The 13,001-nt window shown below is 72.7% G+C and carries 12 protein-coding genes; all 12 read left to right on the top strand.

The features are described 5' to 3' along the window. Positions 1–384: 384 nt before the first annotated feature. Positions 385–2,172 carry a DUF5941 domain-containing protein gene (locus ACY0MR_RS07065; protein WP_473561728.1) on the top strand — a complete coding sequence of 596 codons (1,788 nt, stop codon included), beginning with the start codon at positions 385–387 and terminating at the stop codon, positions 2,170–2,172. Then, on the top strand, positions 2,169–2,906 hold the full coding sequence (locus tag ACY0MR_RS07060; RefSeq protein WP_388795715.1) for a phosphocholine cytidylyltransferase family protein: 738 nt from the start codon (positions 2,169–2,171) through the stop codon (positions 2,904–2,906). The genes ACY0MR_RS07065 and ACY0MR_RS07060 overlap by 4 nt, the downstream gene beginning before the upstream one ends. Next, the gene (locus ACY0MR_RS07055) at positions 2,894–3,955 is read left to right on the top strand and encodes an iron-containing alcohol dehydrogenase family protein (RefSeq protein WP_388795712.1); all 1,062 of its coding nucleotides are present in this window, start codon (positions 2,894–2,896) and stop codon (positions 3,953–3,955) included. The genes ACY0MR_RS07060 and ACY0MR_RS07055 overlap by 13 nt, the downstream gene beginning before the upstream one ends. Then, entirely contained in the window at positions 3,933–4,712 is a 780-nt protein-coding gene (locus ACY0MR_RS07050) for a CDP-alcohol phosphatidyltransferase family protein (protein ID WP_361854632.1), read from the top strand. The genes ACY0MR_RS07055 and ACY0MR_RS07050 overlap by 23 nt, the downstream gene beginning before the upstream one ends. Before the next feature lie 47 nt (positions 4,713–4,759). Next, positions 4,760–5,605, top strand: a complete 846-nt coding sequence (locus ACY0MR_RS07045; protein WP_473561726.1) for a glycosyltransferase family 2 protein — start codon at positions 4,760–4,762, stop codon at positions 5,603–5,605. A 49-nt stretch (positions 5,606–5,654) separates the two neighbouring features. Continuing rightward, entirely contained in the window at positions 5,655–6,584 is a 930-nt protein-coding gene (locus tag ACY0MR_RS07040) for an ABC transporter permease (RefSeq protein ID WP_361854635.1), read from the top strand. Further along, positions 6,577–7,374 carry an ABC transporter ATP-binding protein gene (locus ACY0MR_RS07035; protein ID WP_383431652.1) on the top strand — a complete coding sequence of 266 codons (798 nt, stop codon included), beginning with the start codon at positions 6,577–6,579 and terminating at the stop codon, positions 7,372–7,374. The genes ACY0MR_RS07040 and ACY0MR_RS07035 overlap by 8 nt, the downstream gene beginning before the upstream one ends. Positions 7,375–7,488: 114 nt before the next feature. After that, complete coding sequence (locus ACY0MR_RS07030) at positions 7,489–8,136, top strand: TetR/AcrR family transcriptional regulator (protein WP_473559813.1); 648 nt, start codon at positions 7,489–7,491, stop codon at positions 8,134–8,136. 313 nt (positions 8,137–8,449) lie between these two features. After that, positions 8,450–9,361 (top strand): squalene synthase HpnC, encoded by a 912-nt coding sequence (gene hpnC, locus ACY0MR_RS07025; RefSeq protein WP_451059985.1) that lies wholly within the window; start codon positions 8,450–8,452, stop codon positions 9,359–9,361. Next, complete coding sequence (gene hpnD / locus ACY0MR_RS07020) at positions 9,358–10,308, top strand: presqualene diphosphate synthase HpnD (RefSeq protein WP_388795705.1); 951 nt, start codon at positions 9,358–9,360, stop codon at positions 10,306–10,308. The genes hpnC and hpnD overlap by 4 nt, the downstream gene beginning before the upstream one ends. A gap of 142 nt (positions 10,309–10,450) precedes the next feature. Continuing rightward, complete coding sequence (gene hpnE, locus ACY0MR_RS07015; protein WP_473559811.1) at positions 10,451–11,851, top strand: hydroxysqualene dehydroxylase HpnE; 1,401 nt, start codon at positions 10,451–10,453, stop codon at positions 11,849–11,851. Continuing rightward, the gene (locus ACY0MR_RS07010) at positions 11,848–12,948 is read left to right on the top strand and encodes a polyprenyl synthetase family protein (protein ID WP_361854657.1); all 1,101 of its coding nucleotides are present in this window, start codon (positions 11,848–11,850) and stop codon (positions 12,946–12,948) included. The genes hpnE and ACY0MR_RS07010 overlap by 4 nt, the downstream gene beginning before the upstream one ends. The last annotated feature ends 53 nt before the right edge of the window (positions 12,949–13,001 follow it).

Genomic DNA, 13,001 nt, shown 5'->3' with positions numbered 1-13,001 from the left:
GGTGGGGGGTATGTGCAACACGGTACTGAACACCGTTGTCATATGCTCTGACCTGCGGCGATGCATTCCGGACCGGTGGCGGCCGGATCGGGCCGCCGGTGCCCGCTCCCGGGGCGCGGACGCGCACCCGGCCGGGGTCCGCGACCGCCGTGCCGCCCGCCCTGCCGCCGATCGCCCGGGATGATCTCCGCGGAACGGCCCGCGCCCGTGCGGACGTGGGTGGACCCGGGGGAGTCCGGCCCGCAAAGCCTCGGTGAACTCGTGCTCTGTTTCATCCGATAGCCTCAGCCGACGTGTCGCCGCCCCGTGCCGGGCCGCACCGCCGCGCCCGGGGCCGCCATGGGTCCCGCCGGCCCCTCCGTCAGCTCCAAGGAGTGAGTTCGTCTGTCGACCGCCATCCTCACCGGCCCGCCGGCACCCGGATCCTCGCTCGACGGAGATCTGCGGTCGCTCGGCTTCGACGTCCGGACCGCCGCGGGCCCCGAGGAGACCGGCGCCCTGCTCGCCGCCGTCCCCGCGGGTGAGCGCGTCGCGCTCGTCGACCCCCGGTTCGTCGGCCACGTGCACGCGCTGCGCCTCGCCCTCACCGACCCCCGGTTCCCGGCGGCCGCCGCACCCGGCGCGCTCACCGTGCAGAACGGCGCCCGCCCGGCGCTCGCCCGCGCCCTGACCGCCGCCGCCGGTGACGACCTCACCGGGACGCTCGCCGACGCCCTCGACGCCGACGGCGTCGCCGTGCACCGGCCCCAGCTCGGCACCCTCGTCGCCACCGTGCCCGCCGACGCCGAGGCCCGCCACGAGGCCCGCGCCGCCGTGGACGCCGTCGATGAAGAGGCGGTCCGCCTCCGCTCCGCGGTGAAGGCCCACGACGGCTTCTTCACCACCTTCTTCATCAGCCCGTACTCGCGCTACATCGCCCGCTGGTGCGCGCGCCGCGGCCTGACCCCCAACCAGGTCACCACCGCCTCGCTGCTCACCGCCCTGATCGCGGCCGGCTGCGCGGCGACCGGGACGCGCGGCGGCTACGTCGCCGCCGGCGTCCTCCTCCTCGTCTCCTTCGTCCTCGACTGCACCGACGGGCAGCTCGCCCGCTACGCGCTCAAGTACTCGACGATGGGGGCCTGGCTCGACGCCACCTTCGACCGCGCCAAGGAGTACGCCTTCTACGCCGGCCTCGCCCTCGGCGCGGCCCGCAACGGCGACGACGTCTGGGCCCTCGCGCTCGGCGCGATGATCCTCATGACCTGCCGGCACGTGGTCGACTTCGCGTTCAACGAGGCCAACGCCGAGAGCACCGGCGCCACGGCCAAGACGAGCCTCGCCGTCTCCAGCCGGCTCGACAGCCTGGGCTGGACCGTCTGGGCCCGCCGAATGATCATCCTGCCGATCGGCGAGCGCTGGGCCATGATCGCGGTCCTCACCGCCGTCTCCACCCCGCGGATCGTCTTCTGGGCCTTGATCGCCGGCTGCGCCTTCGGCGCCTGCTACACCACGGCGGGACGCGTCCTGCGCTCCCTGGCACGCCGCAAGGCGAAGCGGACCGACCGGGCCGCGCAGGCCCTGGCGGACCTCACGGACTCCGGACCGCTCGCCGCGCTCACCCACCGCGTCCTCGGCCGCACCGGCATCCTGATGCTCCCGCCGCTGGTCCTCGCGCTGATCGCCACCGGCGCGCTGCTCGCCGCGGCCCTCGGCCGCCCCTTCGGTTCCGACCAGACCGTCGTCGCCGCCGTCTTCTACGCGGTCTTCGCCGGCGCCGCCGTCGCCCGCCCGCTCAAGGGCGCCCTCGACTGGCTGCTGCCGCCGCTCTTCCGCGCCGCGGAGTACGGCACGATCCTCGTCCTGGCGGCCCGGTCCGAGGTGAACGGGGCATTGCCCGCCGCCTACGGACTGGTGGCCGCCGTCGCCTACCATCACTACGACACGGTGTACCGCATCCGCGGCGGCACCGGCGCGCCGCCCACGTGGCTGGTGCGCACGATCGGCGGTCACGAGGGCCGCACGTTGCTGGTGACCGTCCTCGCCGCCCTGCTGGCGAGCCGTGGCAACGACTTCACCCTGGCGCTCACCGCCCTGGCGGTCACCATCGCGCTGGTGGTGCTCGCGGAGTCCATCCGCTTCTGGGTGTCCTCCGGAGCACCCGCCGTACATGACGAAGGAGAAACAGCATGATCGGTCTCGTACTGGCAGCCGGTGCCGGACGGCGTCTGCGCCCCTACACCGACACGCTCCCGAAGGCCCTGGTGCCTGTCGACGGCGAGACCACGATTCTCGACGGGACGCTGAAGAACTTCGCCGAGATCGGCCTCACCGAGGTCGCGATCGTCGTCGGCTACCGCAAGGAGGCCGTCTACGACCGCAAGGAGGCCCTGGAGGCGAAGTACGGGCTCAAGATCACCCTCGTCGACAACGACAAGGCCGAGGAGTGGAACAACGCCTACTCCCTGTGGTGCGCCCGTGAGGTCCTCAAGCGCGGTGTGATCCTCGCCAACGGCGACACCGTCCACCCCGTCTCCGTCGAGAAGACCCTGCTCGCCGCCCGCGGCGACGGCAAGAAGATCATCCTCGCCCTCGACACGGTGAAGAACCTCGCCGACGAGGAGATGAAGGTCATCACCGCCGAGGGCAAGGGCGTCCAGCGCATCACCAAGCTGATGGACCCGGCCACCGCCACCGGCGAGTACATCGGTGTCACCCTCATCGAGGCCGAGGCCGCCGAGGAGCTCGCCGACGCCCTCAAGGCCACCTTCGAGCGCGACCCCGACCTCTACTACGAGGACGGCTACCAGGAGCTGGTCAACCGCGGCTTCACCGTCGACGTCGAGCCCATCGGTGACGTCAAGTGGGTCGAGATCGACAACCACGACGACCTCGCGAAGGGCCGTGAGATCGCGTGCCAGTACTGACCCGACTGATTCCCTCACCGGTCGTCGTCGACATCCGCCGGGGAGCGCTGGACGACCTGTCCGCGCTCCTGGCGGACCAGCGCATCTCCAGCAACGGCAAGATCGCCGTCGCGATCAGCAGCGGCTCGGGCCTGAAGCTGCGCGACCACTTCGCGCCCGAGCTGCCCGGCGCCGACTGGTACCCGGTCTCCGGCGGCACCATCGACGAGGCCGTGAAGCTCGCCGACGCCATGCGCGGCAAGCGGTACGACGCCGTGGTCGCCCTCGGCGGCGGCAAGATCATCGACGTGACGAAGTACGCGGCGGCCCGGGTCGGGCTGCCGCTGGTGGCCATCGCCACCAACCTGTCGCACGACGGGATCTGCTCCCCGATCTCGACCCTGGACAACGACAACGGCCGGGGCTCGTACGGTGTGCCGACCCCGATCGCCCTGGTCATCGACCTGGACGTGATCAGGGACGCCCCGGTCCGCTTCGTGCGCTCCGGCATCGGCGACGCGATCTCCAACCTCTCCGCCATCGCGGACTGGGAGCTCTCCCACGAGGTGACCGGGGAGCCCGTCGACGGTCTCGCGGCCGCCATGGCCCGCAGCGCCGGAGAGGCCGTGCTCCGCCACCCCGGCGGCGTCGGCGACGACGACTTCCTCGTCACCCTCTCCGAGGGCCTGGTGATGTCCGGCATCGCGATGTCGATCAGCGGGGACAGCCGCCCCTCCTCGGGCGCCTGCCACGAGATCAGCCACGCGTTCGACCTGCTCTTCCCGGCCCGCGCCGCCAGCCACGGCGAGCAGTGCGGTCTCGGCGCGGCCTTCGCCATGCACCTGCGCGGATCCCACGAGGGCTCCGGCCGGATGGTCGAGACCCTGCGCCGGCACGGGCTGCCGGTCACGCCGGAGGAGATGGGATTCAGCGTGGACGAGTTCGTCCAGGCGGTGTCCTTCGCCCCGCAGACCCGGCCGGGCCGCTTCACCATCCTCGAACACCTCGACCTGTCCGACGACCAGATCAGGGACGCGTACGCCGACTATGCCAAAGCCATCGGTAGCTGAGCTCCGCCCGGTCGTCCACCCCCCGGGCGTCAAGGACCGGCGCAGCGGGGAGCACTGGGGCGGCCGCCTGTACATGCGGGAGATCTCGCTCCGGATCACCCGGCGGCTCGTCGGCACCCGGATCACGCCGAACCAGCTCACGTACGTGATGACCCTCGCGGGCGTCCTCGCGGCACCGGCCCTGCTGGTGCCCGGGATCCCCGGCGCGGTGCTCGGCGCGCTCATGGTCCAGCTCTACCTGCTGCTCGACTGCGTCGACGGCGAGGTGGCCCGCTGGAAGAAGCAGTTCTCGCTGTCGGGCGTCTACCTGGACCGGGTCGGCGCCTACCTGTGCGACGCCGCGGTGCTGGTCGGATTCGGCCTCCGGGCCGCCGACCTGTGGGGCTCGGGCCGGATCGACTGGCTCTGGGCCTTCCTCGGCACGCTGGCCGCGCTCGGCGCGATCCTGATCAAGGCCGAGACCGACCTCGTCGGCGTCGCCCGGCACCAGGGCGGTCTGCCGCCGGTCAAGGAGGCGGCATCCGAGCCGCGCTCCTCCGGCATGGCGCTGGCCCGCAGGGCCGCCGGCGCGCTGAAGTTCCACCGGCTGGTCCTCGGCATCGAGGCCTCGCTGCTGATCGTCGTCCTGGCGGTCGCGGACCAGATCAGGGGCGACCTGTTCTTCACCCGCCTCGGGGTCGCCGTCCTCGCCGGCATCGCACTGCTCCAGACCGTGCTGCACCTCGTGTCGATCATGGTTTCGAGCAGGCTGAAGTGAGGCCGGCCGTGAGCACGCCGCTCAGGGTGGGAGCCGTCGTCATCACGATGGGCAACCGCCCCGACGACCTGCGCGCGCTGATCGACTCGGTCGCCGCGCAGGACGGCGACCGCGTCGAGGTCGTCGTCGTCGGGCAGGGCACCCCGGTCACCGGGGTGCCCGACTGGGTGCGGACCGTCAACCTGCCGGAGAACGTCGGCATCCCCGCCGGCCGGAACATCGGCATCGAGGCCTTCGGGCCCGGCGGCACCGACGTCGACGTCCTGCTCTTCTTGGACGACGACGGGCGGCTCGCGCACCAGGACACCGCGGAACTGGTCCGGCAGGCCTTCACCGCCGACCCGCGCCTCGGCATCATCAGCTTCCGGATCGCCGATCCGGAGACCGGCGCCACCCAGCGCCGGCACGTGCCGAGGCTCCGCGCCTCCGATCCGCTGCGCTCCTCGCGGGTGACGACCTTCCTCGGCGGGGCCAACGCCGTCCGCACCAAGGTGTTCGCCGAAGTCGGCGGTCTGCCCGACGAGTTCTTCTACGCGCACGAGGAGACCGACCTCGCCTGGCGCGCGCTCGACGCCGACTGGATGATCGACTACCGTGCGGACATGGTGCTCCTGCACCCCACCACAGCACCCTCCCGGCACGCCTCGTACCACTTCAACGTGGCCCGCAACCGAGTCTGGCTGGCACGCCGCAATCTGCCCGCGCCCCTGGTGCCGGCCTATCTCGGCGTCTGGCTCCTCCTCACCCTGGCCCGCAGGCCCTCGCTCTCCGCACTGAAGGCGTGGTCCGGCGGTTTCCGCGAAGGCTGGAGGACCCCCTGCGGACCGCGCCGCCCCATGAGGTGGCGTACGGTGTGGCGGCTGACCCGGCTGGGTCGCCCCCCGGTCGTCTGACATCGTGGTACCGACGTGCCGCGCATCTTGAACACGAAAGTTTCGACTTGTGAGTGACACACAGCAGGGCGGGGCGGTCGCGACGAGCGCGCCCCCGTCCGTCGACGAGGGCCTCGGGCCGGCCGCACTGGCCGCGAAGTACGGCCTCTCGGTCAGCGGCGCCAGGCCCGGACTGTTCGAGTACGTCCGTGAGCTGTGGAGCCGCCGCCACTTCATCATGGCGTTCTCCTCGGCGAAGCTGACCGCCCAGTACAGCCAGGCCAAGCTCGGCCAGGTGTGGCAGGTGGCGACCCCGCTGCTGAACGCCCTGGTCTACTACCTGATCTTCGGGCTCATCCTGGGCGCGAGCCAGGGGATGTCCAAGGACGTGTACATCCCGTTCCTGGTCACCGGCATCTTCGTGTTCACCTTCACCCAGAGCTCGGTCATGGCCGGCGTCCGGGCGATCTCCGGGAACCTGGGCCTGGTGAGGGCCCTGCACTTCCCCCGGGCCTCCCTGCCGATCTCCTTCTCGCTCCAGCAGCTCCAGCAGCTGCTGTACTCGATGATCGTGCTCGTGGCGATCGTGGTCTCGTTCGGCAGCTACCCCTCCCTCCGGTGGCTGCTGGTGATCCCGGGACTGTTCCTGCAGTTCGTGTTCAACGTCGGCCTGGCCATGATCATGGCCAGGATGGGTTCGAAGACCCCCGACCTGGCCCAGCTCATGCCGTTCGTGATGCGCACCTGGATGTACGCGTCCGGCGTGATGTTCTCGCTCCGCACGATGCTGGCCGACAAGCCGGCGTGGATCGGCGACATCCTCATGTACAACCCGGCGGCCGTCTACATGGACCTGATCCGGTACGCGCTGATCGACGGCTACGGCGCCGAGAACCTGCCCGCCCACGTCTGGATGACCGCGCTCGCCTGGGCCCTGGTCTTCGGCGTCGGCGGCTTCGTCTACTTCTGGAAGGCCGAGGAGAGGTACGGCCGTGGCTGACACCGACACGAGCGCCAAGCGCTCCGACGTTCCCACCGTCATCTGCGACGACGTCCACATCGTCTACCGGGTCAACACCGGCGGCGGCGGCAAGGGCAGCGCCACGGCGGCGCTCAGCCGCATCGTCGGCCGCGGCAAGGCCGAGGTCAGCCGGGGCGTCCGCAAGGTCCACGCGGTCCGCGGCGTCACCTTCACCGCCTACCGCGGCGAGGCCATCGGCCTGATCGGCTCCAACGGCTCCGGGAAGTCCACCCTCCTGCGCGCCGTCGCCGGGCTGCTGCCCACCGAGAGCGGCAAGGTCTACACCGACGGCCAGCCCTCGCTCCTGGGCGTCAACGCGGCCCTCATGAACGACCTCACGGGTGAGCGCAACGTGATCCTGGGCGGTCTCGCCATGGGCATGAGCCGCGAGGAGGTGCGCTCGCGCTACGAGGGCATCGTCGACTTCTCCGGCATCAACGAGAAGGGCGACTTCATCAGCCTGCCCATGCGCACCTACTCCTCCGGCATGGGCGCCCGGCTCCGCTTCGCGATCGCCGCCGCCAAGAACCACGACGTCCTCCTCATCGACGAGGCGCTGGCGACGGGCGACCGCAAGTTCCAGATCCGCTCCGAGGAGCGCATCCGCGAGCTCCGCAAGGAGGCCGGCACGGTCTTCCTGGTGAGCCACAGCAACAAGTCCATCCGGGACACCTGCGACCGGGTGCTCTGGCTGGAGAAGGGCCAGCTCCTGATGGACGGGCCCACGGACGAGGTCCTCAGGGCGTACGAGCGGGAGACCGCCCGCTGACCCCCGCTCCTTCCCGGCGCGCCGCCCCCGCCCTCCCGGCGGGGGCGGTCCCTTTTCGCGCGTCGTTCCGCCACCCGGAATGTTCATGCTGGCAACATCGGGCAGGATGAGCCCATGGCAGCGATCTCGGGGGGAAAGACCTACCACCACGGCGACCTGCGCAACGCGCTGATCTGCGCCGCCGTCGACCTCGCGACCGAGGGCGGCCCCGAACGGGTCGTCCTGCGCGAGGCGGCCCGCCGGGTGGGCGTCTCGCCCACCGCCGCCTACCGGCACTTCGAAGGCCGGGGCGAACTCCTCCGGACCGTCAGGACGCACGCGCGGTGCCTGCTCGCCGACGCCATGGAGCAGGCCGCGGGCCGCGAGCCGGGGGCCGACGACCCCGCCCTCGCGGCCGAGCGCCGGCTGGTCGCCCTCTGCCGGGGCTACGTCGGCTTCGCCGTCGACCAGCCGGGCCTCTACCGGGCCGCGTTCTGCGTGCCCCGGCCGGACGGGACCCCCGGGCCGATGCCGGAGGGCCGGGCACCCGAGCCCGAGCTCCGCGCGTTCACCCTGCTCCGGGACTCCCTGGAGGGCCTGGCCCGCCTCGGCACCCCCCGTCCGGTCGTCCGTCCGGCCGCGGGCGCCGCCGCGTGGTCGGCCGTGCACGGACTGTCACTCCTGCTGCTCGAAGGGCCCCTCCGGCGCCTCCCGGCGCAGCGCAGGAACGCCGTCGTCGAGACCACCCTCGCCATGGTCGTCTCCGGCACCCGGGCGCTCTGACCTCACCGGAGGTTCGAACTCCCGCCCAGCTCAGGCGGGTTGACGAGGCGTGCGGCCGTGCGCCCGGACGCCCGGCACCCCGGAATGGCGGCTGCCGCCGTGCAACGTAAGCTGGACCGGTCTGTTTCGCGGCAAGTAGGGCGATACTCCACGACCATCGAGCCTCCTGGCGACGGCTCTACGGGCAGGGGTCGGCGGCGTGTCCGAAATAGGATGGATTGACTCGGCAGTGTAGAACGGGAGACGTGACGGCCATGACGCAGAATCTCCAGCTCCACGAGGGTCTCGCCGTCCCTCCGTCGGGCAGTGACCTGTGACGGACACCCGGCAGGCGCGCACCGACGCCTCCTCGCGCGCCACCCTCGGCAAGGCCGCGGACGAGAACTTCCCCGTGGCCCCCTTCTTCCTGCCCCGGGCCTGGCGGGACGACCTGACGGCGGTCTACGGCTTCGCCCGCCTCGTCGACGACATCGGAGACGGCGACCTCGCCCCCGGCGGCGCCGACGCCCGCCACCTCGGCCTCGACCCGGCGACCGCACGGGACCGGCTCGCCTTCCTCGACGCCTTCGAGGCCGACCTCCACCGCGTCTTCGACGGCACCCCGCGCCACCCCCTCCTCCAGGTTCTCCAGCCGACCGTGCGCCGCCGCGGCCTCACCCCCGAACCCTTCCTCGGACTGATCGCCGCCAACCGCCAGGACCAGCAGGTCACCCGCTACGAGACCTACGACGACCTCCTCGCGTACTGCGCACTCTCCGCCAACCCCGTCGGCCGACTGGTCCTCGCCATCACCGGCACCGACACCCCCGAGCGGATCCGGCGCTCCGACGAGATCTGCACCGCCCTCCAGATCGTCGAGCACCTCCAGGACGTGGCCGAGGACCTCGGCAACGACCGGGTCTACCTCCCCGCCGAGGACCTCAAGCGGTTCCACGTCACGGAGAGCGACCTCGCCCGGCCCACCGCCGGAGCCTCCGTCCGCGCCCTGATCGCCTTCGAGGCCCAGCGGGCCCGCGACCTCCTCCACGCGGGCGCCCCGCTGGTCGGCAGCGTCCACGGGCGCCTCCGCCTCCTCCTGGCGGGCTTCACCGCCGGGGGACTCGCGGCCCTCGACGCGATCACCGACGCCGGACACGACGTGCTGACCGGCCCACCGAAGGCCACCAAGCCGAGCCTGATGCGCCAGGCGGGAGCGGTTCTGCTCCGGGCGCGGAGAGAGGGGTGAACGCGACCGTGGAGGCACAGCCCCAGCCGTCCGCACCGGTACTGGCCGCCTACAGCTACTGCGAGGCGGTCACCGGACAGCAGGCGCGGAACTTCGCCTACGGGATCCGGCTGCTGCCGACCGACAAGCGCCAGGCCATGTCCGCGCTCTACGCCTTCTCCCGGCGCGTCGACGACATCGGCGACGGCACCCTCGCGCCCGAGGACAAGCAGGAACGCCTGGAGGCCACCCGCGCGCTGCTCGACCGGGTCCGCGAGGGCAAGGTCGAGGAGGACGACACCGACCCGGTCGCCGTCGCCCTCGCCGACTCGGCCCGCCGCTTCCCGATCCCGCTCGACGGCCTCGACGAGCTCATCGACGGCGTCCTCATGGACGTGCACGGCGCGACCTACGAGACCTGGGACGACCTCAAGACCTACTGCCGCTGCGTCGCCGGGGCGATCGGCCGCCTCTCCCTCGGCGTCTTCGGCACCCAGCCCGGCGCCCCCGGCGCCGACCGCGCCCCCGAATACGCCGACACCCTGGGCCTCGCACTCCAACTCACCAACATCCTCAGGGACGTACGCGAGGACGCCGGGAACGGGCGGACCTACCTGCCCTCCGACGACCTCGCCAAGTTCGGCTGCGGCGAGGGCTTCGGCGACGAGAAGCCGCCCGCCGGCTCCGACTTCGCCGGGCTCGTCCACTTCGAAGTGCGCCGCGCCCGCGCCCTGTTCGCCGAGGGATACCGGCTGCTGCCCATGCTCGACCGGCGCAGCGGCGCCTGCGTCGCCGCCATGGCCGGCATCTACCGCCGGCTCCTCGACCGGATCGAACGCGACCCCGAGGCCGTGCTGCGCGGCCGGGTCTCGCTGCCGGGCCGCGAGAAGGCCTACGTCGCGGTCCGCGGGCTCTCCGGCCTGGACACCCGCACGATCGCCCGACGCACCGTCAGGAGGCGTGTCTGATGCGCCCGCACACCGCCTCCCCGGCCCGCCGGGCAACCCCCGCCGCCGCACCGGCGTCCCTGCGAGGGGCGGCCGGGGCCGCGGCCGCCCCGCACGCGGCGACCCGCCCGCGCCCCGCCGCGACGCACCGAACGGAGGCCGTGTGACCCACGAAGGAACAGGGCAGCCCACCCGGCAGCCGCAGGCCGTCGTCGTCGGCGGCGGCCTCGCCGGGGTCACCGCCGCCCTCCAGCTCGCCGACGCCGGCGTCGGCGTCACCCTCCTGGAGGGCCGGCCGCGGCTCGGCGGCCTCGCCTTCTCCTTCCGCCGGGGCGAGCTCACCGTCGACAACGGACAGCACGTCTACCTGCGCTGCTGCACCGCCTACCGCTGGTTCCTCGACCGGGTCGACGGCGCCCGGCTGGCCCCGCTCCAGGACCGCCTCGACGTCCCCGTCCTCGACGTGGCGCACCCGCGCGGCCCCCGGCTCGGCCGGATCCGCCGCGACGAGCTGCCGGTGCCGCTGCACCTGGCACGGAGCCTCGCCGGCTACCCCCACCTCTCGCTCGCCGAGCGGGCCTCCGTCGGCCGCGCCGCGCTCGCCCTGCGCAAGCTGGACCCCGCCGACCCGGCGCTCGACGGCATCGACTTCGCCACCTGGCTCGGCCGCCACGGGCAGTCCCCGCGCACCGTCGAGGCCCTCTGGGACCTGGTCGGCATCCCCACCCTCAACGCCCCCGCCCCGCAGGCCTCCATGGGGCTCGCCGCCATGGTCTTCAAGACGGGCCTCCTCTCGGAGCCGGGCGCCGCCGACATCGGCTGGGCCCACGTCCCGCTCGGCGAACTCCACGACACCCGGGCCGCCAAGGAACTCGACGCCCTCGGGGTGCGCACCGCGCTCCGCACCAAGGCCGAGCGGATCTCCCGCACGGACGACGGGCGTTGGGCCGTCGAGGTGCCCGGCGAGACCCTCCTCGCGGACGCCGTCGTCCTCGCCGTACCGCAGCAGGAGACCCACGGCCTGTTGCCCGAGGGCGCCCTCGACGACCCCGACCGGCTCCTCGACATCGCGACCGCCCCCATCCTCAACCTGCACGTGGTCTACGACCGCAGAGTGCTCAAGCGGCCGTTCTTCACCACGCTCGGCTCCCCGGTGCAGTGGGTCTTCGACCGGACGGACTCCTCGGGGCTGACCGGCGGGGGCCAGTACCTGGCCGTCTCGCAGTCCGCGGCCCAGGACGAGATCGACGAACCCGTCGCCGCCCTCCGCGCGAAGTACCTCCCCGAGCTGGAGCGGCTGCTGCCCGCCGCGCGCGGCGCCGGGATCCGCGACTTCTTCGTCACCAGGGAGCGGACGGCCACGTTCGCCCCCACCCCGGGCGTCGGCCGGCTCCGCCCCGGCGCCCGCACCCAGGCACCCGGGCTCTTCCTGGCCGGGGCCTGGACCGCCACCGGCTGGCCCGCGACCATGGAGGGTGCCGTCCGCAGCGGATTCAGCGCCGCGGGTGCCGCGCTCTCCGCCCTCGGCCGCCGCCATGACCATCCGCTGCAGGAGGCGGCATGAGTGTGAGTACCGGAACAAGAGGAGAGACCGTGCCGACTGTGCCGCCGGGTAATCCGGCCGTCGACACCGCGGACGTGTCCGCACTGCTGGAGCGGGGGCGGACCCTGTCCACCCCCGTACTGCGGGCGGCCGTCGACCGCCTCGCGCCGCCCATGGACACCGTGGCCGCCTACCACTTCGGCTGGATCGACGCGCAGGGCAACCCCGCGGAGGGGGACAGCGGCAAGGCCGTCCGCCCCGCGCTCGCCCTGCTGTCCGCGGAGGCCGCGGGCGTCGCCCCCGAGGTCGGGATCCCCGGCGCCGTCGCCGTGGAGCTCGTCCACAACTTCTCGCTGCTGCACGACGACCTCATGGACGGGGACGAGCAGCGCCGCCACCGCGACACCGTCTGGAAGGTGCACGGCCCCGCGCAGGCCATCCTGGTCGGCGACGCCCTGTTCGCCCTGGCCAACGAGATCCTGCTGGAGATCGGCACCGTGGAGGCCGGGCGGGCGACCCGCCGGCTCACCACCGCCAGCCGCAAGCTCATCGACGGCCAGGCCCAGGACATCTCCTACGAGCACCGCGAGCGGGTCACCGTCGAGGAGTGCCTGGAGATGGAGGGCAACAAGACCGGCGCCCTGCTCGCCTGCGCGGTCTCCATCGGCGCCGTCCTCGGCGGCGCCGACGACCGCACGGCCGACAAGCTGGAGGAGTACGGGTACCACCTCGGGCTCGCCTTCCAGGCCGTCGACGACCTGCTCGGCATCTGGGGCGACCCCGAGTCCACCGGCAAGCAGACCTGGAGCGACCTGCGCCAGCGCAAGAAGTCCCTGCCGGTCGTCGCCGCCCTGGCCGCCGGCGGCCCCGCCTCCGAGCGGCTCGGCGAACTGCTCGCCGCGGACGCCAAGTCCAACGACTTCGACAGCTTCTCCGAGGAGGAGTTCGCCACCCGCGCGGCCCTCATCGAGGAGGCCGGAGGACGCGAGTGGACCTCCCAGGAGGCCCGCCGCCAGCACACGATCGCGATCGACGCCCTCCATGAGGTGGACATGCCCGCCCGGGTGCGGGCCCAGCTCACCGCGCTGGCCGACTTCGTGGTCGTACGGAAGAGATGATCACCATCACCCTGATATGAGCTCGCGGTCGCCGGCCGGCGCCCTCCGGCGCC

Source organism: Streptomyces sp. JN8 (genome assembly GCF_055808075.1).
Note: the sequence above shows the minus strand (reverse complement) of the source record. Positions and strands in the feature narration are given on the sequence as shown.